The sequence below is a fragment of the Paenibacillus sp. SJS-P3 genome, from assembly GCF_056711585.1.
The window spans coordinates 2,027,488-2,048,856 of record NZ_CM160043.1 but is presented as its reverse complement, the minus strand read 5'-3'; the positions used below and the strand labels follow the sequence as shown (position 1 = coordinate 2,048,856).

Annotated in this window: 27 protein-coding genes; 3 read left to right on the top strand and 24 right to left on the bottom strand. The window is 59.1% G+C overall.

What is annotated here, in order from left to right:
• Position 1 precedes the first annotated feature (1 nt).
• The 22 genes from xseA to AC06G8_RS09195 form a co-directional block, all read right to left on the bottom strand.
• A complete protein-coding gene (gene xseA, locus AC06G8_RS09300; protein ID WP_480285115.1) occupies positions 2 to 1,351 on the bottom strand; it encodes an exodeoxyribonuclease VII large subunit in 1,350 nt (449 codons plus the stop codon).
• Between the two features lie 7 nt (positions 1,352 to 1,358).
• Positions 1,359 to 2,213 carry a bifunctional methylenetetrahydrofolate dehydrogenase/methenyltetrahydrofolate cyclohydrolase FolD gene (gene folD, locus AC06G8_RS09295; protein ID WP_447661847.1) on the bottom strand — a complete coding sequence of 285 codons (855 nt, stop codon included), beginning with the start codon at positions 2,211 to 2,213 and terminating at the stop codon, positions 1,359 to 1,361.
• A gap of 74 nt (positions 2,214 to 2,287) precedes the next feature.
• Positions 2,288 to 2,734, bottom strand: a complete 447-nt coding sequence (nusB, locus tag AC06G8_RS09290) for a transcription antitermination factor NusB (RefSeq protein WP_480285114.1) — start codon at positions 2,732 to 2,734, stop codon at positions 2,288 to 2,290.
• Positions 2,735 to 2,860: 126 nt separating this feature from the next.
• Positions 2,861 to 3,091, bottom strand: a complete 231-nt coding sequence (locus tag AC06G8_RS09285) for a DUF2273 domain-containing protein (protein ID WP_480285113.1) — start codon at positions 3,089 to 3,091, stop codon at positions 2,861 to 2,863.
• Between the two features lie 13 nt (positions 3,092 to 3,104).
• Complete coding sequence (gene amaP / locus AC06G8_RS09280; RefSeq protein WP_447661850.1) at positions 3,105 to 3,665, bottom strand: alkaline shock response membrane anchor protein AmaP; 561 nt, start codon at positions 3,663 to 3,665, stop codon at positions 3,105 to 3,107.
• Positions 3,666 to 3,747: 82 nt separating this feature from the next.
• Positions 3,748 to 4,155 (bottom strand): Asp23/Gls24 family envelope stress response protein, encoded by a 408-nt coding sequence (locus tag AC06G8_RS09275; RefSeq protein ID WP_021880408.1) that lies wholly within the window; start codon positions 4,153 to 4,155, stop codon positions 3,748 to 3,750.
• Between the two features lie 113 nt (positions 4,156 to 4,268).
• Complete coding sequence (accC, locus tag AC06G8_RS09270; RefSeq protein WP_447661851.1) at positions 4,269 to 5,645, bottom strand: acetyl-CoA carboxylase biotin carboxylase subunit; 1,377 nt, start codon at positions 5,643 to 5,645, stop codon at positions 4,269 to 4,271.
• A gap of 31 nt (positions 5,646 to 5,676) precedes the next feature.
• Complete coding sequence (accB, locus tag AC06G8_RS09265; RefSeq protein ID WP_447661852.1) at positions 5,677 to 6,165, bottom strand: acetyl-CoA carboxylase biotin carboxyl carrier protein; 489 nt, start codon at positions 6,163 to 6,165, stop codon at positions 5,677 to 5,679.
• A 224-nt stretch (positions 6,166 to 6,389) separates the two neighbouring features.
• Complete coding sequence (locus AC06G8_RS09260) at positions 6,390 to 7,160, bottom strand: SpoIIIAH-like family protein (RefSeq protein ID WP_480285112.1); 771 nt, start codon at positions 7,158 to 7,160, stop codon at positions 6,390 to 6,392.
• Between the two features lie 179 nt (positions 7,161 to 7,339).
• On the bottom strand, positions 7,340 to 7,996 hold the full coding sequence (gene spoIIIAG, locus AC06G8_RS09255) for a stage III sporulation protein AG (RefSeq protein WP_480285111.1): 657 nt from the start codon (positions 7,994 to 7,996) through the stop codon (positions 7,340 to 7,342).
• 34 nt (positions 7,997 to 8,030) lie between these two features.
• Positions 8,031 to 8,813: a stage III sporulation protein AF gene (gene spoIIIAF / locus AC06G8_RS09250; RefSeq protein ID WP_480285110.1), complete on the bottom strand. Its 783-nt coding sequence runs from the start codon at positions 8,811 to 8,813 to the stop codon at positions 8,031 to 8,033.
• 33 nt (positions 8,814 to 8,846) lie between these two features.
• Positions 8,847 to 10,094, bottom strand: a complete 1,248-nt coding sequence (gene spoIIIAE / locus AC06G8_RS09245; RefSeq protein ID WP_480285109.1) for a stage III sporulation protein AE — start codon at positions 10,092 to 10,094, stop codon at positions 8,847 to 8,849.
• A 7-nt stretch (positions 10,095 to 10,101) separates the two neighbouring features.
• Positions 10,102 to 10,497 carry a stage III sporulation protein AD gene (spoIIIAD, locus tag AC06G8_RS09240; RefSeq protein WP_049867187.1) on the bottom strand — a complete coding sequence of 132 codons (396 nt, stop codon included), beginning with the start codon at positions 10,495 to 10,497 and terminating at the stop codon, positions 10,102 to 10,104.
• 32 nt (positions 10,498 to 10,529) lie between these two features.
• Complete coding sequence (gene spoIIIAC, locus AC06G8_RS09235) at positions 10,530 to 10,733, bottom strand: stage III sporulation protein AC (protein ID WP_048748439.1); 204 nt, start codon at positions 10,731 to 10,733, stop codon at positions 10,530 to 10,532.
• A 13-nt stretch (positions 10,734 to 10,746) separates the two neighbouring features.
• Complete coding sequence (spoIIIAB, locus tag AC06G8_RS09230) at positions 10,747 to 11,265, bottom strand: stage III sporulation protein SpoIIIAB (protein ID WP_480285108.1); 519 nt, start codon at positions 11,263 to 11,265, stop codon at positions 10,747 to 10,749.
• Complete coding sequence (spoIIIAA, locus tag AC06G8_RS09225) at positions 11,262 to 12,269, bottom strand: stage III sporulation protein AA (RefSeq protein WP_447661858.1); 1,008 nt, start codon at positions 12,267 to 12,269, stop codon at positions 11,262 to 11,264. Before spoIIIAA ends, spoIIIAB begins: the two co-directional genes overlap by 4 nt.
• 99 nt (positions 12,270 to 12,368) lie before the next feature.
• Positions 12,369 to 12,635: a YqhV family protein gene (locus AC06G8_RS09220; RefSeq protein ID WP_447661859.1), complete on the bottom strand. Its 267-nt coding sequence runs from the start codon at positions 12,633 to 12,635 to the stop codon at positions 12,369 to 12,371.
• A gap of 451 nt (positions 12,636 to 13,086) precedes the next feature.
• Positions 13,087 to 14,340, bottom strand: coding sequence for an aspartate kinase (locus AC06G8_RS09215; RefSeq protein WP_480285107.1), 1,254 nt, complete (start codon positions 14,338 to 14,340; stop codon positions 13,087 to 13,089).
• A 123-nt stretch (positions 14,341 to 14,463) separates the two neighbouring features.
• A complete protein-coding gene (efp, locus tag AC06G8_RS09210) occupies positions 14,464 to 15,021 on the bottom strand; it encodes an elongation factor P (RefSeq protein ID WP_076356576.1) in 558 nt (185 codons plus the stop codon).
• Between the two features lie 109 nt (positions 15,022 to 15,130).
• Positions 15,131 to 16,204, bottom strand: coding sequence for a M24 family metallopeptidase (locus AC06G8_RS09205; protein ID WP_480285106.1), 1,074 nt, complete (start codon positions 16,202 to 16,204; stop codon positions 15,131 to 15,133).
• Positions 16,205 to 16,238: 34 nt separating this feature from the next.
• Positions 16,239 to 16,694 carry a type II 3-dehydroquinate dehydratase gene (gene aroQ, locus AC06G8_RS09200; RefSeq protein WP_447661863.1) on the bottom strand — a complete coding sequence of 152 codons (456 nt, stop codon included), beginning with the start codon at positions 16,692 to 16,694 and terminating at the stop codon, positions 16,239 to 16,241.
• A gap of 74 nt (positions 16,695 to 16,768) precedes the next feature.
• Positions 16,769 to 17,308, bottom strand: coding sequence for a YqhR family membrane protein (locus tag AC06G8_RS09195; RefSeq protein WP_480285105.1), 540 nt, complete (start codon positions 17,306 to 17,308; stop codon positions 16,769 to 16,771).
• A gap of 217 nt (positions 17,309 to 17,525) precedes the next feature.
• On the opposite strand from AC06G8_RS09195, the gene AC06G8_RS09190 reads away from it, so the two are divergent.
• Together AC06G8_RS09190 and AC06G8_RS09185 are read left to right on the top strand one after the other, a co-directional pair.
• A complete protein-coding gene (locus AC06G8_RS09190; protein WP_480285104.1) occupies positions 17,526 to 18,479 on the top strand; it encodes a DUF1385 domain-containing protein in 954 nt (317 codons plus the stop codon).
• 54 nt (positions 18,480 to 18,533) lie between these two features.
• A complete protein-coding gene (locus AC06G8_RS09185) occupies positions 18,534 to 18,851 on the top strand; it encodes a hypothetical protein (RefSeq protein WP_480285103.1) in 318 nt (105 codons plus the stop codon).
• An 82-nt stretch (positions 18,852 to 18,933) separates the two neighbouring features.
• On the opposite strand, the gene mntR is transcribed toward AC06G8_RS09185, so the two are convergent.
• Positions 18,934 to 19,356 (bottom strand): transcriptional regulator MntR, encoded by a 423-nt coding sequence (gene mntR / locus AC06G8_RS09180; RefSeq protein WP_076356588.1) that lies wholly within the window; start codon positions 19,354 to 19,356, stop codon positions 18,934 to 18,936.
• Positions 19,357 to 19,534: 178 nt separating this feature from the next.
• Between mntR and splB the strand changes: the two genes are divergently transcribed.
• Positions 19,535 to 20,593, top strand: a complete 1,059-nt coding sequence (splB, locus tag AC06G8_RS09175) for a spore photoproduct lyase (protein WP_480285102.1) — start codon at positions 19,535 to 19,537, stop codon at positions 20,591 to 20,593.
• An 8-nt stretch (positions 20,594 to 20,601) separates the two neighbouring features.
• On the opposite strand, the gene AC06G8_RS09170 is transcribed toward splB, so the two are convergent.
• Positions 20,602 to 21,312, bottom strand: coding sequence for a cytochrome c biogenesis CcdA family protein (locus tag AC06G8_RS09170; protein ID WP_480285101.1), 711 nt, complete (start codon positions 21,310 to 21,312; stop codon positions 20,602 to 20,604).
• Positions 21,313 to 21,369 lie beyond the last annotated feature (57 nt).

Genomic DNA, 21,369 nt, shown 5'->3' with positions numbered 1-21,369 from the left:
CTCACTCCTCCTCTATCGCCCATACATGGCACTGTGCTTTTCCGTCCTGAAGCTTCACCCGGACCATATCGCCCGGCGACAGGTCCTTGACGGAACGGATGATGCGGTTCTCGCTGTCGTCGAAGACAAGGCCGTAACCCCGGGCCATGACCTTGAGCGGGCTGAGCGAGTCGAGCTGTCTGACGGCAGCTGCGGCCTGGCCGCGCTTGTCCTTGACGGCCATGCGCATCGCCTTCTCCAGCCTCCCCTTCGTCTGGCCCAGCTGCTTGGCGGCAGCGGCCGCCCTTCCGCTCGGATCATGCGCCTGCAGAACTTTGCGCAGCCGGAGCAGCTTGTCCCCGGCTTTGTCGGGCTGGCGGCGGATCTTCTCCTCCAGACGCTCCTTCAGCCGGTCAAGCCGCTGCGCCTGGTCGAGCAGATATCGGCGCGGATGGACGAAATAGGGCGATCTCCTTGCCCGAAGCAGCCTCTCCTTGCGGCGGTCGACCGTGCTGCGGGCCGCTGCGGCGAGGCGCTGGTTCAGCCTGCCCAGATACTCGCCTATCTCCGCCATATTCGGCGCAGCAAGCTCTGCGGCGGCCGTCGGCGTAGCCGCACGCTTGTCGGCTACGAAATCCGCGATGGTGAAATCGGTCTCATGTCCGACCGCTGAAATGACCGGAATGCCGGAGGCAAAAATCGCACGCGCCACGGATTCCTCGTTGAACGCCCATAATTCCTCGAGCGAGCCGCCGCCGCGGCCGACGATGAGGACATCGGCCTGTCCATGGCGATTGAGAGCTTCGATGCCCTTCACGATGGACGGGGCAGCCGCTTTCCCCTGCACAAGCGCCGGATAGACAAGAATCGCCGCGGCAGGATATCTGCGCCGCAGCGTAATGATGACATCCCGGATCGCAGCTCCTGTAGGAGAGGTAACGACTCCGACGACAGCCGGATACCGTGGAAGCTCCCGCTTCCGTTCTTCGCGGAACAGCCCTTCCTCCTCCAGCCTTGCCTTCAGCTGCTCGAAGGCCAAGTACAGGCTTCCAAGTCCGTCCGGCTGCATGGACGTCGCATAGAATTGATAATTGCCGTCTCTTTCATATACGGAGATGTTGCCTCGGGCGATGACTTTGGCGCCCTCCTTGGGAATGAAGGGAAGCCGCTGGTTATGGCTGGCGAACATGATGCATTTGAGCCGGCTGTCCTTGTCCTTGAGCGTAAAATACATATGGCCGCTGGAGTGGTGGGTGAAGTTGGAAATCTCGCCGCGCAGCCAAACATCGCCAAGCAGCCTGTCGCCTTCCAGCTTCATCCGGATATACCGGTTCAGTTCTTTGATGGAATAAATCCGTGGTGTATCGGCCATAAGCTGGTCACGCTCCCGCTGCTCGCCGAGCAGCCTTCAGCGTGTTGTGCATCAGCATGGCGATCGTCATCGGTCCCACTCCGCCCGGCACGGGAGTTATCGCCCCGGCCGCCGGAAGGCAAGCCTCGTAATCGACATCGCCCGCAAGCTTGCCGTTGTCGAGCCGGTTGACGCCGACATCGATGACGACGGCTCCAGGCTTGATGCAGCTGGGACCGATCGCCTTGGGCTTGCCAATGGCCACGACGAGAATATCCGCGGCGGACGATATCGCCTCCAGATTGTCCGTACGGGAGTGGCAGACGGTCACGGTCGCATTCTCGCGGAGCAGCAGCATGGCGACCGGCTTGCCGACGATATTGCTGCGTCCGATCACGACCGCATGCTTGCCCGCGATCTCATGGCCGCTGCGCTTGATCAGCTCGATGATGCCTGCAGGCGTGCAGGGCAGCAGGCTTTCGTCGCCGATGACGAGATTGCCCGTGCTTTGCGGGCTGAAGCCGTCCACATCCTTCTCGACGCTGATTGCGTCGATGACCGCTTTCTCCGCTATATGCGGAGGAAGCGGCAGCTGGACCAGAATGCCATGGATCAACTCGTTCCGGTTGAGCTGCCCGACCAGCTCCAGAAGCTCTTCCTGGGTCGTCTGTCCAGGCAAGCGATGGACCTCGGAGTAGAAGCCCATTTCCGCGCAAGCCTTCTCCTTGCTGCCCACATACACGGCCGAAGCAGGATCTTCTCCGACGAGAACGACCGCCAGTCCCGGCACGATGCCGGAAGCCCTCAGCCTCTCCGCCTCCAGCTTCACTTCCGAACGAACTTCTCCCGCTATGCGCTTTCCGTCAATGACTTGTGCACTCACGCGCCGATCTCTCCCCTCGGTTGTTGGCTCAACAAGCTGTCATGCCTAGGCGGCCCGAACGTTCGCAAGCTTCCTTATTCGGTCTTCAGCTTGTCCAGCTCGGCAATCAGCCGGCCCAGCACGCCGTTGACGAACTTGCCGGACTCGTCCGTTCCGAAATGCTTGGACAGCTCGATCGCTTCATTGACCGCCGCCTTGGGCGGTACGTCCGTCCGGAAAACGAGCTCGTAGCAGGCGAGCCTGAGCACCTGAAGATCGACGCGGGAAAGCCTCTCCACCTGCCAGCCTGTCAAATACTGCTGAAGCATGCTGTCGATGGCCGCCTTGCGCTCGATGACGCCTTGGATGAGTTCTTTCGCGAAACCGCCGGTCTCGCCTTCCTCCATCTTGTCCGCGCCGATTTCGTTTTCCTGGCGCGCCTCTTCAAGAAGCATGACGACAGCTTCCTCCGCCGTCACTTCGTTCATTTCCATCTGGTACAAGCCTTGTACCGCTATTTGACGCGCTAACCTTCGTTTCATAATGCCTCCTGAGCAAGAAATGACTTTGTATGGAATCCCCCAAAAATACCTATGATCTCCTCCCTGCTCCGAAAAGCCCCGCTTGGAAGGGGCTTGCTGTCCGGAGTACGGAGGAGACCACAGAAATCAGCGATATCGCTGGAAACGTTCTCCCAGCCATTCGGCCAGGCGTCTCCACGGAAACAGCGGCTCTCCGCCGGTATCCTTGCGGTAGCCGGCTGTATATCCGGCCCACAGCAGCAGGGCGACGAACAGCATGTCCCAAAAACCGGATATCAAAAAGATCATGCCGAGGAACAAGGATGCGGCGACGCCGACAGCCCGTCCTCCGTATCGTTCCCACCATTCTCTCCACATGGTTGCCTGCCTCCTATTCTACGCGGCTCTTGAAAGAAGGAGACGAGATGACGTTGGCGACGAAAACGGAGACGGCCGCAACCGGAATGCCCGTGATTTCCTCCACATGATCCTTGACCGCCCGCTGAATCTCCTCCGTCATATGAGGAATCGACGTCTCTCCGTCCACGACCGCGCGCACCGCGATGTCCAGGCCGGATTCCGCCGTCGTGATTCGGGCTTTGAGATCCTTGACGCCGCGCTGCCTGCCGGCTGCCTTGAGCACGAGATTCTCTACGGTCTCGATCGAGATCCGGATGTCGCCGAAGTCGTTGCGCTGATCGATGGACGAAGAGCCGCCTCCCTTGACGCGGATGGAGACGAAGAACAGTCGAAGGCCGATGAGCAGCAGAACGACGGATGTGATGATGACGGCGATGTTGACGGGGGTCCCGATCTTCATCCAATCGGCCAGAAAGCTCGAGGCGGAGTCCTTGCCCACTCCTCCAGTGCCGATTGCGATCGCGAGCACGCTCAAAATCATGACGGCCAGGGAAAATAAAAACAGAAGAAGACGATCAACAATTCGGCTCAACCAGATGTTCCTCCTCATAAAGCGGAATAAACCCCCTTGCGCCGAGCGGCAGCCCAATCACAAGGGGGTGACGGTTCCATATTTATTTGACTCTGAGGGCAGAGTCTTCTTCAACAGGGCTTTCGCCGGACTTGAAGTAGACGTCATGAATATGTACGTTTACTTCAACGACGATAAGCCCCGTCATCATCTCGATCGATTTCTTGACGTTGCGCTGGATCTCGGCTGCAATCTCAGGAATCGGGTTGCCGTACTCCACGATGATGGACACGTCTACAGCCGCTTCCTTGTGCCCGACCTCGACCTTGACGCCCTTGGACAAGTTCTTGCGTCCGAGCAGTTCGGCGATGCCGCCCGCAAGTCCGCCGCTCATGCCGGCCACGCCTTCAACCTCGATCGTCGCAAGGCCTGCGATGACCTCAATGACTTCCGGCGCGATCTGGATCGTGCCGATGTCCGTTTTCTCGTAATCCGCTGCCATGATGCTCATGTGCCTTGACGCACCTCCCGCTTGATGTTAGGTGTCCTCCGGTCCGCAACCGGAGGCTCATCCGATTCATATTCCTATACTATAGCATTCCACGGGTTTTATGACAAACGGATTCAGGCATCCGCAGCTTCGTCGCCGTAGGGCTTGTTCACGTCGTAATCCTCAAGGAACTTGATGTCGAAGCTGCCGCCAAGGAAAATCGGATGCTCGAGAAGCTTCAGGTGGAACGGAATCGTCGTCTTGATGCCTTCGATCGCGAATTCGGATAGCGCGCGCTTCATCCGGTTGACCGCTTCCTGGCGTGTCGGGGCCCAGACGATCAGCTTGGCGATCATGGAATCGTAATGCGGCGAGATCGTGTAGCCGGGATAGGCGGAGCTGTCGACGCGGACGCCGATGCCGCCGGGCGGCAGGTAGAAGCCGATCTTGCCGGGCGAAGGCATGAAGCCGCGCTCGGAATCCTCGGCGTTGATCCGGCATTCGATCGCCCAGCCGTCGATGCTGATATCCTCTTGCCGGAACGACAGCGGATTGCCTTCCGACACGGAGATCATTTCCTTGATCAGATCGACGCCCGTGATCATCTCGGTTACGGGATGCTCGACCTGTATCCTCGTATTCATCTCCATGAAGTAGAACTGGCCGTCAGGACCGAGCAGGAACTCCAGCGTGCCGGCGCCGCAATACTCCACGGCGAGCGCCGCGCGCACGGCTGCCTGTCCCATCCGTTCCCGGAGCTCCGGGTTCAGGACCGGACAAGGCGCTTCCTCGACGAGCTTCTGGCGGCGGCGCTGCACGGAGCAGTCCCGCTCGAACAGATGGACGGCATTGCCGTGACGGTCGGCCATGATCTGGATCTCCACATGCTTCATGCCGGTGAGGTACTTCTCCAGGTAGACGCCTGCGTTGCCGAAAGCCTTCTGGGCTTCCTGCTGGGCGGTCGTGATCTGCTGGATCAGCATGTCCTCGTCCTCGGCGATCCGGATGCCCTTGCCTCCGCCCCCGGCCGTCGCCTTGATGATGACCGGGTATCCGATTTCTCTGGCGATGCTGATCGCGTCGTCCAGATCCTCGATCAGGCCGTCCGATCCTGGAATGATCGGTACGCGGGCATCCTTCATCGTCTGCTTCGCCATCGCCTTGTCGCCCATTCTCGTAATGGCGGAAGGGGATGGGCCGATGAACGTGATGTTGCAGGATTCGCAGATCTCCGCGAAGTCCGCGTTCTCGGCAAGGAAGCCGTATCCCGGATGGATGGCGTCGCACTCGGTAAGGGTGGCCACGCTCATGATGTTGGTCAGATTCAAGTAGCTGTCCTTGGACAGCGTCGGCCCGATGCAGTACGCTTCGTCAGCCAGGCGGACATGCAGCGATTCGCGGTCCGCCTCGGAATACACAGCCACGGTGGCGATGCCGAGTTCCCGGCACGCCCTGATGATCCGCACGGCGATCTCGCCGCGGTTGGCAATGAGGATCTTCTGGAATTTCAAAACGATCTGTCTCCTTCCTCGAAACCTGTCATTACTCCGGACGAACGCGGAACAGCGGCTGGCCGTATTCCACCAGCTGGCCGTTCTCGACGAGCACCTCGACGATTTCGCCGCGCACTTCGGCTTCCAGCTCGTTCATCAGCTTCATCGCCTCCAGAATGCAGACGATGCTCTTGTCGCTGACCTTGCTGCCGACGGTCACAAAAGGAGGGTTGTCCGGAGAAGAGGCGGTGTAGAATGTGCCTACCATCGGAGACACGATGTTGTGGAGCTTCTCTCCTTCATTCGCAGAGGCCGCGGATGCGTCCGGCGCAGCCTGAACGGCTGCGGCACCAGGCTGCGGCGTCATTTGCGGCTGGGTATATGTAGGAATTTGGGGCGCGCTTTGATAAACGACCGTTTCTGCTTTGCCGGGCTTGCGGATCAGCAGGCGGGTTCCTTCGTTCTCGATTTCAAGTTCCTGCACGGAAGTTTGATCGATCAGTTTGATCAGTTCTTTGATTTCGCTAAGCTTGAACATGTAATTCACTCCTTAGGGCGGGTACGGGGATCGGAATAACCCCTGGCTCTAATTGCTTGCCGGACGGAACGGCGGGCTGAGCCCTCCATGCGGCCATGACGTACTGTATTATAGCACAAGCCCTATTCTAACACGAGAGGTCAATCGCCGGGCAGCGAAGCTTCCCCGCCGCAAAGAAAAAGAAGGCTTCCCGGAAAAGATCCGGAAAGCCTTTTTACGCTCCGTCATGGGAGATACTTCACGAGCACGCTGCCCGCGCTGACATTCAGCGAAGTGCTTACTTTCGAAATAATGGAAGCCGCCTCGCTTCTTTGCAGCTTCTCGCTTTGGACAACGACCGTCAAGGCTCCGCCGTTCTCGTCGATGACGACGTTTTTGAAGCTCGCTCCCAGATCCTTGCGCAGGCTTTCGATCTTGTCCTGGCGGCTCTCGAACTGGTCGAGCTCGGCCAGCGCCTTGGCGGAGCCGTCCGCCGTTTGGTTCGGATCGTTCACTTTTTTCATGATGTCGTCATACAGCCTGCTCACTTTATCCTGGCTTTTTTCGCTCAGCCGGGTGAACTCGCCGGCAGCCGATCCCGCTTCGAATTGCTGGAGCACCGCTTGGTCCTCGGGGCTGATGCCCGTATCCGCAGAGGTTTCCTTCGCGCCGTCTTTCGCATCGGAGGTTTTCGTTTGTCCGTCCGTTTTTTGCCCTGCCGCATCCGTGCCTTCCATGCTGCCGGAATCGTTGGCGCCGTCCGCAGCCGCGCCTGCATCCGTTTTGCCTGTAGAATCGGCAGCCGGAGCTTCATCCCCAGGTGCAACGACCATGTCCTGCACTTCAACGCCTGCGGCACCGGATACTTCCGTCGCGCCGGAAGCCGCGCCCTGCGTTTGCGCCGTGTCCTTGAGAGCGCTCTGTCCCGGATTGTCCGTGAACAGATAGTAGGCGGAGAGAATGACCATCAGGCTGAGCATCGATACGAGCCATACCGTTTGACGTTTCGAATTCATTGTCTTTGACCTCCTTAAAATGGTTGACCATTAGGGCTGGGTTTGGTTTCGGATTTGGTTTCGGATTTGGTCTTGGATCTGAATTTGGATCTGGCCTTAATTCGGTTTCCGGTTCGACTCTTGCCTTATTCCTTGCTCTGATTCACAGGTTCGCGCCGGCTCCGGCCGTCCAGGCGGGATCAGCCCGTCTTGCGCGGAACGATCGATATCGCCGAGAGGGGAACATCCATCCCCTTCTCCACCGCCTCGGTCATGATGCGCCTCACGGCCGCATTTTCCGCCCCGTTGGCGACGACCAGCACTCCGCGGATTTTCGGTTTGATGATTTTGGTCACGACCGGCCTCTGCTCCCCGGACACTTCATACATGACGATCTTGCCGCTGCTCGTCACTTGGGTCATGTGGCGCTTGCCGCCGTTCTTGTCGCTCTCATCCGTCACCGACTGGGAGTTGTTCGGATCCACGCCCCACACCATCTCTTCCGTCGAATCGATGGTGACGAGCACCTTCACGGTTCCGACGCCGACAATCTGCTCCAATATCTCCTTCAGCCTGTTCTCCAGAGGCTGCTCGATGCTGGAGAAGTCCGTTCCGTCAGGCGACGTCTTGCCGATGAAGGAGCTCTGGTCGCCGCCTGAGCCGGGAGCGGGCGGATCGGCTCCCTGATGGGTGCCGGCCGTGCCGACTTGGCGGAAATCCAGCAGACTGCCGGCAATCATCAGCGCCGCTCCGATGCATCCCAGAAGCAGCAGCCATCTCAGCGCCTTGACGCGGCCTGGCCCTGCAGGACCTCCGCCGGCGAGCTGCTCCAGCTTTTCCAGCCATTTGCCCACCATTGCCCCTCCTCTCCGCCATGCTCTATCCTTCTCTTCATTCCGTCTCCAGCAATACTTGGATCTGCCGGTCTTGCAGCCCCCAGCCGGTCGTCACCAATCTCCTGACCGCAGCAGCGGCCTGCGCCGGAGCTTCTGGCGCGCTGTCATTACCAGCCTCTGTTCCTTCCCCGGAAAGCATCGTGCCGCCATCTTCAGCGCCCGGCTCTTCCATAGGAGCCATCGCTGCTTCCGTGTCCCCGCTGGAGGAGCCATCCCCGGCCTGGACGCGAAGGGGATCCACCCTGATGTCCACAGGAGCGACATCGCCCGCTCCCGCCGCCTTGCCGGAATCCGATGAAGGCGATGAAGAATGCCCGTCCGCCGCTGCCAGCGTGACGACGACGCCGGATACCGTCCCGTTGCCGCTCCCGTCCCACGACACCGCAGCAGCCACCGAAGCGACGCTGAATCCGGTCTGCTGCTCGACAGCCGCCTTCACCTCGGATTCGAGCTGGCTCCGCGCCAGCTCGGCTGCCTGCTGTCTGGAGCGCCCCGAAGTCTGCTCGGCCTTCCGCAGGATATCGTCCAGCGAAGGCATCTTGACATTCGAGTCCTGAACTTCGCGGTCCCAATCCTTAATGCTCTCGCTGAGCTTCCCCTGAATGTCTCCCTGCGCCAGCTTCAATAAAGGAGTCAGAATGACGAGCAGGACGATCAGGCCGGTTACAAGCCTCGCGTAACGCTGCATGGACTTGTTCGGAAGCAGCAAGTCCACGATGGATGCGAGCAGAATGACGGAAATGACATCCTTGAGCCAGGAGCTGAACCAGCCCAGCATCGGCTTCGACTCCTTTCGTCCACGCTGCTTGCCTCAACGCATCATGATCATCGCATTGCCTGCCGTCAGAATGATGGTGACGGCCAGGAAGAACATCAGGCTTACCGCCGCGAGAGCTCCGAACACGAACAGCATCGTCTTGCCGATGGTCAGCAGGCAGGTCGTGATCGGGCTGGAGCCGAGCGGCTGCAGGACGGCGCCGCTGACATTGTAGATGGCGGCCAGCGCCAGAATCTTGATCGCAGGGAAAGCGCACAGGAAGAGGAGGATGATGACTCCCGCGAGGCCCACGGCATTTTTGGCCATCATGGATGCCGATATGACCGTATCGGCAGCATCCGAGAACGTCCTTCCTACGACCGGCACGAAGCTGCCGCTGATGAATTTGGCCGTTCTCAGCGTCATTCCGTCCGTCACGCTTCCTGCCGCCCCCTGGACCGAGATGACTCCCAGGAAGATGGTCAGCATGACCCCGAGTATTCCCGCCCCCGTCGTCCGCAGCAGATTGGCCAGCTGCGTCACTTTGAAGCGGTCGCTCAGAGAGCTGGCGATATGCAGGACGGCCGAGAAGAAGAAGAGCGGGAAAACGATCGTATAGATCAGCGTTCCGACCGTATTGACCATGAATATGATGACCGGATGAAGCAGAGTGACGGTCGCTACGCTTCCCGTACTGGCGATCAGCGTCAGCAGCAGCGGAATCATCGCCATCATGAACTGGATCATGGACTCGATCGCGTCCCTGGCATATCCGATCGCGACGTGGAAGCTGTTCACGGCAAGCACGATCAGCACCATGTAAGCGACAGAGTAAGCGACCTGGCTGACCATGTTCCGCTCGAATGCCGATTGAAGCGTCTGCAGAATGCTGCTGAATATCGACAGGAGCACGATGGAGACGAGCAGCTTGCCGTTGTAGAGCACCTCATGCAGCAGCATCTTCATCAGGCCGCTCAGCACCGTCCCGAGCTTGAGGCCTTCGCCGCCGGGCGTGATCATCTCGACGAAGCTCGGCATGGAACCGTCAGGAAAATAACCGCCGTACTCCGTGACCAGCTTGTTCCAGTACGCTTCCACCGTGTCCGTTCCGTAGGCTTGCGCCTGCTCCTTGGCCAGCTTGTCGTTGAGGTCCGCGGCTGCCTTGGAGCCTTCGTCTTGGCGGGATTCCTGCAAGGACGGCTCCGCCGGACCGCTTGCCGCCCAAGCCGTCGTTCCCGACATGGCCAGCCAGATGACGAGACTTATTACGATTGCCTGAAGCCAACGCATCCGCAGCCGCATCGCCGCTTCACCCCCCCGCCGGCAGCAGGCCGACCACGGTCTCCACAATGACGTTGATGATCGGGACGGCCATGACGAGAATCAGCACCTTCCCGGCGAACTCCACCTTCGAGGCTACGCTCTCGGCTCCGGCGTCGCGGATGATCTGAGAGGCGAACTCGGCGATATACGCGATTCCGATCATTTTGAGGATCGTCTTCAAGTACACCGAAGGGATGCCGGAGCGTTCGGCCAGCTGCTGCATCGTGCCGATGACGGCATCGATCTTGCCCAGCATCATGAGGAAGATGAATACCCCTGTGAACATGGCGAGCAAAAAAGCGAACAGCGGCCTCTGCTCCTTGAGCACCAGCATGAGAATCGCGGCGAGCAGCCCGATTCCCGCGATTTGCACAATCTCCATAATCCATTCTCCTGACCCGCGGAATGCCGCCGCTACTGGAACAGGAAGATCGTCTTGATTTCCTGGAACAGCTCGTTGAGCATCCGGACGACCATAAACAGTACGACGACGAATCCGATCAATGTCACCCAGTGCGCCATGTCTTCCTTCCCCATCTGCTTAAGCACCGTGTGGATCATGGCCACGATGATGCCGATGCCGGCGATCTGGAAGATGGCGCTGATATCCATGGTCATGTACTCGGCACCCCTAAACCATCAAAATGACGACCAGTGCGGCAATGAGAATGCCTAGCGAGCGGGACAGCTTCTCGTAACGCGCCTGGTCATCCCGGGCACCGTCTTCTTCCGCCTGCATCTGCTGCTGCGCGAGCCGTAGATGCTTCAGCTGATCTTCGCGGTCGCTCATTCCCAGCGTGGAGCCGAGCCGTCTCAGCGTCGCCAGCTCCGTCTTCCGCATCGCGGTGCCCGGCCAGCAGCCGGTCAGCGTTTCTTCCCAGCATGCTTCGAAAGCAGGGGCATCCGGACTTTCCAGCCTGTCCGCAGTCAGCCGGAAGATCGAAGCGGCGGGCTCCGCCATATGGGCGCCTGTACGGCGCATCGCTTCCGGAAGCAGCGTGTAGCCGTAGCCGATCTCGGTCTCGAGGCGCTGCAGGCCGTGGATGAGCTCTCGCAGCTGCCTCGGACGCTTGGCGAAACGAGCAGCCTGCAGAAATCCGATCAGCGTGCCGGCAAGCAGGATGAGCACGGCACCGGCTGCCTTGATCATGTTCCCGCCCCCTCTGGAGCTCGCGCTGCAGTCGGCTCTCTCGCCGTCGGCGCAGCGTGCTGGAGCGCGACGACCCGAGCTTCGAAACCATTCCTGCCCCTCCCGAGAATGACGCAGCGGCTGAACGCCCCGTCATGCAGCAGCTCCCGCAGAATGGGTCTGCCCCTCGCTTCTTCGAGGCTGGAGGCGTGGGCAGTCGCCACGACCGCGACTCCGGAATGTGCCGCCTCCCGGACGGCTGCCGCATCCTCCGTCCTGCCGATCTCGTCGGCCATGATGACTTCGGGAGACATGGAGCGGAGCATCATCATCATCCCTTCCGCTTTCGGACAAGCATCCATCACGTCCGTCCTCGGACCGACATCGAAGGAAGGCACCCCTTTGACGGAAGCGGCGATTTCCGACCGCTCGTCCACGATGGCCACCCTTCTCCCCGGCCATCCGGCCATTGAGGGGTCGGGCCACTTGCCCGAGCTGACGATGCGGGCGAGGTCTCTCAGCATTGTCGTCTTGCCCATTCTCGGCGGACCGATCAGCAGCGTGGAATGGATGCTCCGCCTCGCCGCATCCGCCAGCTGCTGCGCCAGCTTGTCTGCCGCGCCGACCGCTTCCCGGGCGATCCGAATGTTGAAGCCGCCGATATCCCGGATCGCCTTGACGTCGCCCCGCTCCAGAACGGTCCGGCCGGCCAGTCCTACCCGGTGGCCTCCGGTTACGGTGATGTAGCCCTTCCTGAGCTCTTCCTCCATCGCGTACAGCGAATGCCCGGTCAGCCTGCCGAGCAGCTTGCGGCATAGTTCACCGGAAGGCCTGAACGCCTGCTGCGGGCTGCTGCTCCATCCGCCGTCCTCCGTCAAAAATCCCGATTTGTCGTGGCTGACGATTTCCAGCGGCCTTTCCTCACGTATTCGAATCTCTTCCAAACCCGCATGCACGGAATCAGGCAGCTGGCGAAGCCGTTCATAAAGTTCCGGCGGCAATAGATGCGCAATCAGCTTCAACATTGGCGTTCACTCCTTCCCCCGTTCGTCCTATAGCCTATTTGTATGCTTGTCTGGACGCATTATGCCGCTTGCTATCAAGAAGGTTCATAGACTTGCAGACTATTTCTTGAAGATCCCGATCAGCAGGCAGCCGATACCGACCGCGACCCAGGCCAGCTTGGCAGGCGAAAGCCTGTCCGACAGTCCGATCAACCCGACCGCCGTCGTCGCGAGCAGAACGACCGGCCCGACGAACGCAAGCGAGGAATTGATGACGAGCGCTTTATCGATTTGATTGAGGCGCAGCATAAGAAGCGCCGCCATGATCTCGATGGAGCCCGACAGCAGGCGCAGCGAAGCCATCGTAGCTACAACTTTATTCATCATTCCGATCCCTTCTTTCCATCTTCGTATAACCCAGCCTATGCCGGCTTGTCTTCAAATATGGCAAGCCCTATGCTTTGCATAGGAAGCGATTGTCGGCGTGGAGCAGAGAACGGATTCTAACAAGGCTTAAGTGAAAGGAAAGAAAGGATGCGGACTGCGAGGAAGAAACAAGCATTAGGGAAGGAAGAAATCGAAACGTTTGGCCAAGGAAGAATCCAAGCGTGTTGTAATCGTCTTCGCCAGACTCTCTATTCTATCGATCGGGCTTCTGTAGTGCTGTTCGAGGAACGGCCATCCGATAGAATCGCAGAGCTGGCGGGCAGCTCCGAATCCAATCCGGCAGATCTGATCGCGGCTTGCGCCTCGGCAGCCCGATGATCGAAGGCTGAATGCAAAAAATGCAAAAAAACTCCCTCAAGCATCCGTTTGAGGGAGTTGTGGCTGGCGATGGCTATCGGCGCTCGGAAGGCCCGCCGACAAAAACCTGTTCGGCCGTATCGAGGCCGTAAGCCGTATGAAGAGCGCGGACCACAGCCTGAAGCGGACCCGACCCGATGACGCAGGAAGTTTTGATCTCGGAGGTGCTGACCATCTTGATGCTGACGCCGAGCTCGGCCATCACGCGGAACATCTTGGCCGCAACGCCCGGGTTGCTGACCATGCCTGCGCCTACGATGGAAACCTTCACGAGCTCGTCCTCGGAAGTCGTCTCGCGGTAAGGAACGGCGGAACGGTTGCCTTCGATGATGGCAAGAGCCTTGTCGCGGTCGCCTCTGCCGATCGTGAAGCTGAAGTCGGCTTTGCCGCCCATGACTCCGCTCTGCACGATGATATCGACATTGATGCCGCCGTCGGCAAGCGCTCCGAATACGCCTGCCAGCACGCCGGGCACATCCTCTACGCCGAGAATGCTGATGCGGACGACATCCTTGTCGAATGCGATGCCGCTCACTACGATTCCTTGTTCCATGACCGCTTCCTCCTTGACCGTCGTTCCTTCGTTGTGGTTGAAGCTGGATCTCACGACCAGCTTCACGTTGTACTGCTTCGCATACTCGACCGCCCTCGGGTGCAGCACCGCAGCTCCCAGGTTCGCTAGCTCGAGCATCTCATCGTAGGAAATCTCGTCCAGCTTGCGCGCGTTGTTGACGACGCGAGGGTCGGTCGAGTAGATGCCGTCCACGTCCGTGAAAATCTCGCATACATCGGCCTGCACCGCGGCCGCCAGGGCGACCGCAGTCGTATCGGAGCCGCCGCGGCCCAGCGTCGTGATCTCCCCGTCCTCCGTCATGCCCTGGAAGCCGGCGACGATGACGATCAGGCCGTCATTCAGCGCCTGGTGGATCTTATCCGGCCGGATATCCGTGATCCGCGCCTTGGCGTGGACGCTTTCCGTGCGGATTCCCGCCTGCCACCCCGTCATCGAGACAGCCTGCCGGCCAAGGCCATGTATGGTCATCGACAGCAGGGCGACCGATATCTGTTCCCCCGTCGTGAGCAGCATATCCATCTCGCGAGCTGGCGGGTTCGGATTCAGCTCCCTGGATTTGTCGATCAAATCATCCGTGGTATCCCCCATCGCGGATACCACGACGACGACCTTATGCCCCGCATCCCTGTTCTCCACAATCCGCCGCGCGACTCTCTGCATCCGTTCCGTCGTGCCGACCGAACTGCCGCCGAACTTCATCACGATCAACGACACCGCTGTTCACTCCCAACCATTAGCTGATTATACAAGTACCGATTATATCACATTCACGCTTTAAAGAGATAGAAGATGAACAAAAAAAGGCCGCCCGCCGGCGGCCTTGACAGAGGAATGGAACTACGCGCGGGAAATGTAGCGGCCCTCGCGGGTATCGATCAGCAGCTGGTCGCCTTCGTTGATGAAGAGCGGCACCTGAACCGTGTAGCCGGTTTCGAGCGTTGCGTTCTTCGTAGCGCCTTGAGCCGTGTTGCCTTTGACGCCAGGCTCGGTTTCGGTTACCTTCAGATCCACGCTGTTCGGGATCGAGATGCCGATGATTTCGCCTTTGTAGCTGGAAATGTTGACGTTCATGTTTTCTTTCAGGAAGTTGATTTCCCACTCCAGCTGCTTTTTGTCGAGATTGAATTGGTCGAACGACTCGTTGTCCATGAACGTGTACTCCGTTCCGGAATTGTACAGGTATTGGACTTCGCGGTTCTCGACGTGGGCGCGGCCAAGCGACTCGCCTGCACGGAAGGTTTTCTCCACGATGTTGCCGTTGCGGAGGTTCTTCAGCTTGGAGCGGACGAACGCAGCGCCTTTGCCCGGCTTGACGTGCTGGAATTCGATGACGCTGAAAATGTCGGTATCAACTTCGATGGTAAGGCCTGTCTTGAAATCGTTCACTGAAATCACGGGTGATTCCTCCTGTAAATGGGTGATGCGGAAACGACGTTTCCGCTTGGACGCTGCGATCGGGAGACTTAGTGTCCAAAAGCCGAAGCATGCCGCTTCGGCTGTCGGGCTAGCTCAGGATAATAAGTTCCTTCGGCGAAGCTGTCAATATTTGAATCCCGTTCTCGATGATGACGATGTCGTCCTCGATGCGGACGCCTCCGAACCCTGGAATGTAAATGCCGGGTTCCACCGTTACCACCATGCCGGGGGTCAAAACGTTGTCGCTGCGCTTGGACAGGTTCGGCTTCTCATGCACTTCCATGCCGAGGCCATGTCCAAGGCTGTGGCCGAACTGGTCGCCATAGCCATGCTTGGCGATGACGTCGCGCGCCAGTGCGTCGGCCTCGATGCCGGTCATTCCCGGGCGGATGTTCGCCAGGGCATGCAGCTGGGCTTCCAGCACGATCTCGTAGATCTCGCGGTGCTTGGCCGACGGCTCGCCTACGGCTACCGTACGGGTCAGGTCCGAACAGTAGCCGTTGTACAAGGCTCCGAAGTCGAGCTTCACGAATTCGTTGCTGCCGATGACGCGACCGCTCGCGACTCCATGCGGGAGCGCCGAACGTTCGCCGGAGGCGACGATCGTGTCGAAGCTGGACGATGTCGCGCCGCGGCTTCTCATGAAGACTTCCATTTCAAGCGCGACATCGGATTCCTTCATGCCGGGCTTGATCAGACCTTTGATATAATCGAAGGTCGCATCGGCCAGGTCGGCCGCTTCCTGCATGATCGCCAGCTCCGAGGCATCCTTGACGGCCCTCAGGCTCTCGATGATGCCGGCTGCAGGCACGAGCTCGATTGCGCCGAGAACCTGTCCCCAGCGGACATAGTTGGAGTAGACCGTATGCTCCTGCTCGAAGCCCAGACGCGTTATGCCTTCCGCAGCCAGCAGCTCGCGGACGGATTCCATATAGTCGGCTGCATGCTCGACGATCTCGAACCCTTGCACCTGCTCCGCAGCCTGCTCCGTGTAGCGGAAGTCGGTCAGAAACCAGCTCTTCGCCGACGTGAGCAGCACCCAGCCCGAAGATCCGGTAAACCCGCTTATGTATCGCCGATTGTACGGGCTGCCGATAAGCAGCGCTTCCAATCCCTGTTCTTCAAGCTTGCCCCGCAGCTTCTCCACTCGTTGCTTCGTCATCGCGGCTACCTCCTCTAATCCAATCAAACTGCCTTTAGCTGCCTTGGCCGGACGGTTTGTCCAAATGATTCAGCAAGGCATGCAGCCCAAGCACATAGCTGTAGGCGCCGAAGCCGGCGATCTGCCCGACGGCGGATGCCGCCGTCACCGACTGGTGCCGGAAGGCTTCCCTCTTGTGGATATTGGACAAATGCAGCTCGATCGACGGCACCGGCACCGAGCTCAGCGCGTCGCGGATCGCATAGCTGTAATGGGTGAAGGCTCCCGGGTTGATCAGAATGCCGTCCACGCTGCCGTAAGCCTCATGGATCCGGTCAATCAATCCGCCCTCGTGATTGGACTGGAAGAAATCCAGCTCCGCGCCGAGGCGGGAAGCCTCTTCAATCATCAAGGCCTTGATTCCATCCAGCGTCGTCGTTCCGTATACGCCCGGTTCCCGGATTCCCAGCATGTTGAGGTTAGGACCGTTAAGTACGAGAATCTTGCGCATTACCGCACCTCCAAAAGCCAAAAGGCTACTTGCCATTCTACCATAAATGACATGCCCTTGGAAGTGCGGGTCCGTCAGCTTCCTCCCTTGGGCTTGCGCTTCGGCTCGCGCGAGGCTTCGTCCGTGAATTCGAACGCGATCGTGTACCCGATGAACAGGCCCCATACCACATACAGGCTGAGCTCCGTGAAAATGCTGTTCCAGCCGAGAACCGTGACCGGCTTCACCATCCCGAGGAACGGACCGAGTGCCAGGAACAGCAGCGTCCACCACAGCAGGCCGTACACAAAGCCCGCCCATGGACCCGAAAAGCGTCCGAGCAGAAGCTTGTACAAATAGGCGGCAACAATGGAAAAAACGATGAAATGCCCGATGCCGACGGCATGCCCCCAGCCCGTAACGAGGAAGGAGTGCTTGAAGAACGGCTCCGCCAGCATGCCGGGCAGAACCTTGGTGAACCGGAACGTATAGAGAAGCCAATGGGCGAAGCCCCATATCAGCCCGGCCCAAAACCCGAGCTGCAGGCAGTACGTCCATGTATTGGTCGTATGTTTGCCATACTTGCTTTTGTCCATGCCTTTTCCGCGGTCCGATGCTGCCGCTGTCGCGCTCATTTCGATCGCCTCCTTGAAATGTCCGCCTTTAGTATGCGCCAAATTCCATGCCGGCTAACCGTCTTCCAGGTCCGCGAAGGTTCGCGGATGCCGCGAGAGGCAGTCTGGCATTCCCCATTGCCATCAAGTACAATGGAAACAGGATTCCAGTTCCCCCGCAGGCTGCAACCGAGCCTGAAGCGAGCGGAAGTATGAACAAAGGGAAGGTGAATGTCCGTTGCCAGAAGCGAGCACATCCATTTACGGCGGACAAGCTGTCATTGAAGGCGTCATGTTCGGCGGCCGCAACGTCAATGTCACGGCGGTACGCCGCAAGAACGAAGAAATCACTTTTTACGAAGTTCCGAGCGCAGGCAAGAAGCCCTGGTACCAGCCGCTCAAGAAAATTCCGTTTGTACGCGGAGTCATCGGCATTCTCGAGTCCAGCGCCAAAGGCTCGCAGCATTTGAACTACGCCTTGGAAGCCTATGCCGAGGACCAGCCGGAGGAAGCCGGAGCGGCGAAGGACGAAGCGCCGAAAAAGGAAGGCTGGAGCCTCTCCATGATCGTCGGCGTCGCCGTCGCGGGCATTATCAGCTTCGCAGCCGGCAAGCTCATTTTCACCCTCGTTCCTGCTATTCTGGAGAGCTGGCTGTTCAGCCACATGTTTACCGGCGTGTTCCTGCACAACCTGATCGAAGGCGGAATCAAGATCATTCTGCTCCTGGCCTACCTGTACCTGATTTCCCTGACTCCGCTCGTCAAGCGCCTGTTCCAGTACCATGGCGCCGAGCACAAGGTCATCAGCGCCTACGAGGACGGAGCGGAGCTGACCGTGCGCAACGTTCAGAAGTATACCCGCCTGCATTACCGCTGCGGCAGCAGCTTCATCATTTTCTCCGTCATCGTCGGCGTGATCGTCTATTCCTTCTTCAGTTGGGACAACTTATGGGAGAGGATCTACATTCGCATCCTTCTCCTTCCCGTCGTTCTCGGCGCATCCTATGAGGTGCTGCGCTGGACGAACGCCCTGCGCGACGTTCCGGTGCTGCGCTATCTCGGCTATCCCGGGCTGTGGCTGCAGCTGCTGACGACGAAGGAGCCGTCGGACGACCAGGTCGAAGTATCCATCGCCTCCTTCAACCGGATGCGCGAGCTCGAGCGGGAAGTCAACGTGAAAACGGCTGTCTGACCGTCTCGAGAGCATCCCGAAGGGGAGCATCGTCAATAGAAAGGGCGGATTTGCATGCGTCGCAACAAGGTCAACATATGGACGGCGGTCATTGCCGTGCTGGTTGTGATCGGACTGGGGAGCAGCCTCTCCCGCAATCCGTTCAGCCTCCTCCTTCCAGCCGTCATTCTTGGCGGCATCTTCGCCTTCTATTGGTTCAGTCCCGCCCGCAAGAAACGAATTGTCAAGCATAATCCCCGCCAAGCCGGAAAAGGACGCAACGAGCCTTCCCGCTTCAAATCGGCCTCCGCCAAGGCCCGCGGCCGCAAGCCGTCCCCGTTCCGGGTCATCGATGGCGGCAAGGATGAGGACGGCATGCCCAAATATCATTGAACAAGCAGGAAGAACAAATAAAAATAACGGCAGGCGCGGAATGTTTCCATTCCCGCCTGCCGTTATTTTTATTTGGGCGGCTCTATTCGGACTCCAGCTCGCTGCGGATGCTTCGGAGCGTCTCCAGCCTCGACTCGTCACGGCGGAAATACTCCACAAGCGTCTCGATGCAGGTGATGGAATCCCAGCTGAGATGATGCTCGATTCCCTCTACATCCTGATAGATATTCGCTTCCTGGACTCCGATGACCTCCAGGAACTGCTCCAGCAGATGATGGCGCTCCATCAGCCTCTTGCCCATCTTCTTGCCCTTGGCCGTCAAGATGAGGCCGCGATATTTCTCATAGATCAGATACTGGTCCTTGTCCAGCTTCTGAATCATTTTGGTCACCGAGGATGGATGGACCTCCAGCCCTTCCGCGATATCCGACACGCGGGCATATCCCTTTTCCTCAATCAGCTTGTAGATCCGTTCCAAATAATCTTCCATGCTCGGTGTAGGCATGAAAACCCTCCTAACCTGCTGGGCGCCTCCACGCATCGGCGCCACGCTCCTTAGTATCATACAACGCGCTCCGGCCTCCTGCAACTTGCACCGCCGGGATTTCCCTTATTGAAAAGCTTGCTTCCATGCCAAACTAACCCCGAGCCATCATCCATCCTTCCCGAGGAGGCATGCCGTTATGAGCACTGTCATGGAACGTCCACGCACCGGCCGACCCGACGTCTTCGTGCCCGAGCTGGTCTATTTCGAGCCGGACTCGCTGAACTATCCCAAGGGGAAGCGGATCCATGAATGGGCGGTCAAGCAAGGACTGCCGATCCGCATGACGACATCCCACAACCGCATCACCAACCTGCCCGGCGATTCCGAGCTGGAGCAGTACAAGATCGCCAAGCGGACGCTCGTCGTCGGCATCCGCAAGACGCTCAAGTTCGACCAGTCCAAGCCTTCCGCCGAATACGCCATCCCGATCGCGACAGGCTGCATGGCCCACTGCCACTACTGCTACCTGCAGACGACGCTCGGCGCCAAGCCATACATCCGCGTATACGTGAATACCGACGAGATCTTGGACGCGGCCAAAGGCTACATCGAGGAGAGGGTGCCGCAGATTACCCGCTTCGAAGCCGCCTGCACGAGCGATCCCGTCGGCCTGGAGCCGATCACCGGCTCCCTGCGCGAGCTGATCGAGTTCATGGCGGACCAGGAATACGGAAGGCTGCGGTTCGTCACCAAATTCCATCATGTCGATTCCCTGCTCGATGCCCGCCACAACGGCCATACCCGCATCCGCTTCAGCGTCAACGCCAGGTATGTCATCAAAAACTTCGAGCCCGCGACATCGAGATTCGAACAGCGGATCGAAGCGGCCGGCAAAGTCGCCGCCGCCGGTTATCCCGTCGGGTTCATCATCGCGCCGATCATCTGGCACGAGGGCTGGCAGGAAGGCTACGCCGAGCTGCTGGAGAACCTGGCCAAGACGCTGCCCGCCGGCATTCCCGATCTGACCTTCGAGCTCATCCAGCATCGCTTCACCAAGACCGCCAAGACGACGATCGAGAAACGCTACCCGAAAACGAAGCTCGAGATGGATATCGAAAAGCGCAAGTACAAATGGGGCCGCTGGGGCCAAGGCAAATACGTCTACCCCGATGAACAGGCAAATGCGCTGCGGATGTTTATATCCGAGCGCATTTTCGAGCATTTCCCTGAGGCGACGATCGATTATTTCACTTGATCACAGGATCAGAACCGCAGCCATTCCGGCGTGATTCCATTTAAATAGATCGTGATGACCGACATCTTGTTCGTGAACAGCAGCACGCCCATGACCAGCATCAAGGCGCCGCCGATCTTCATCAGAACGGACGAATAGCGGACGATCCACCTCGTCGAGCCGATGAAAAAAGCAAGCACGAAAAACGGAATTGCGAAGCCGAGCGCATAAGCGGTCGTAAGGCCGAACCATGTCCCCGGATCGGAAGCCGCAAGAGCCAGAATCGCCGCCAGAATCGGCCCGACGCATGGCGACCACCCGGCGGAGAAGCCGATGCCGAAGATGAACGATCCGAGATAGCCCGACTTCAGCTTCACCGGCATTTTGAAGTCCCGCATCAATGCCCTCGGCTGGAACAGCCCGATCAGGAACAGTCCCATCAGCATGATGAGGATGGCGGACAGCTGCCGGATCAGGCCCTGGTAATCGGCGAACAGCTCGGCGAAGCGGTTCGTCCCGTAACCGAGCGTGTAGTAGACCAGCGAAAATCCGAGAATGAAGAACAGCGTATGGCTCATGGTTCGGCGCCGCACTTCGCGGCCGGGGTTGTCGCTCTTGAGCTCGGTGACCGATATGCCCGTTATGTAGGATAAATACGAAGGGTAGAGCGGCAGGCAGCATGGCGAGACGAAGGACGCGATGCCTGCGGCGAATGCCAAGCCGATGTTCACGCTGGACATGGTTTGGACCAGCCTCCCTTAATGGATGCAGGATGCAGGGCTGTCGCCCGCATCCTG

Coding starts and splice junctions, on each gene's coding strand:
- AC06G8_RS09205 (WP_480285106.1), bottom strand. CDS start 16,204: ATGACGAAGCAACGAGTGGAGAAGCTGCGGGGCAAGCTTGAAGAACAG.
- AC06G8_RS09285 (WP_480285113.1), bottom strand. CDS start 3,091: ATGTGGAGAGAATGGTGGGAACGATACGGAGGACGGGCTGTCGGCGTC.
- nusB (WP_480285114.1), bottom strand. CDS start 2,734: ATGAAACGAAGGTTAGCGCGTCAAATAGCGGTACAAGGCTTGTACCAG.
- aroQ (WP_447661863.1), bottom strand. CDS start 16,694: ATGCGCAAGATTCTCGTACTTAACGGTCCTAACCTCAACATGCTGGGA.
- spoIIIAA (WP_447661858.1), bottom strand. CDS start 12,269: ATGTTGAAGCTGATTGCGCATCTATTGCCGCCGGAACTTTATGAACGG.
- spoIIIAE (WP_480285109.1), bottom strand. CDS start 10,094: ATGCGGCTGCGGATGCGTTGGCTTCAGGCAATCGTAATAAGTCTCGTC.
- accB (WP_447661852.1), bottom strand. CDS start 6,165: ATGTTCAAGCTTAGCGAAATCAAAGAACTGATCAAACTGATCGATCAA.
- xseA (WP_480285115.1), bottom strand. CDS start 1,351: ATGGCCGATACACCACGGATTTATTCCATCAAAGAACTGAACCGGTAT.
- AC06G8_RS09260 (WP_480285112.1), bottom strand. CDS start 7,160: ATGAATTCGAAACGTCAAACGGTATGGCTCGTATCGATGCTCAGCCTG.
- AC06G8_RS09275 (WP_021880408.1), bottom strand. CDS start 4,155: ATGAGCATCATGGCAGCGGATTACGAGAAAACGGACATCGGCACGATC.
- spoIIIAD (WP_049867187.1), bottom strand. CDS start 10,497: ATGGAGATTGTGCAAATCGCGGGAATCGGGCTGCTCGCCGCGATTCTC.
- AC06G8_RS09170 (WP_480285101.1), bottom strand. CDS start 21,312: ATGTCCAGCGTGAACATCGGCTTGGCATTCGCCGCAGGCATCGCGTCC.
- spoIIIAG (WP_480285111.1), bottom strand. CDS start 7,996: ATGGTGGGCAAATGGCTGGAAAAGCTGGAGCAGCTCGCCGGCGGAGGT.
- mntR (WP_076356588.1), bottom strand. CDS start 19,356: ATGCCTACACCGAGCATGGAAGATTATTTGGAACGGATCTACAAGCTG.
- spoIIIAB (WP_480285108.1), bottom strand. CDS start 11,265: ATGATCAAGGCAGCCGGTGCCGTGCTCATCCTGCTTGCCGGCACGCTG.
- splB (WP_480285102.1), top strand. CDS start 19,535: ATGAGCACTGTCATGGAACGTCCACGCACCGGCCGACCCGACGTCTTC.
- spoIIIAC (WP_048748439.1), bottom strand. CDS start 10,733: ATGACCATGGATATCAGCGCCATCTTCCAGATCGCCGGCATCGGCATC.
- AC06G8_RS09220 (WP_447661859.1), bottom strand. CDS start 12,635: ATGATGAATAAAGTTGTAGCTACGATGGCTTCGCTGCGCCTGCTGTCG.
- spoIIIAF (WP_480285110.1), bottom strand. CDS start 8,813: ATGCTGGGCTGGTTCAGCTCCTGGCTCAAGGATGTCATTTCCGTCATT.
- AC06G8_RS09185 (WP_480285103.1), top strand. CDS start 18,534: ATGCGTCGCAACAAGGTCAACATATGGACGGCGGTCATTGCCGTGCTG.
- AC06G8_RS09195 (WP_480285105.1), bottom strand. CDS start 17,308: ATGAGCGCGACAGCGGCAGCATCGGACCGCGGAAAAGGCATGGACAAA.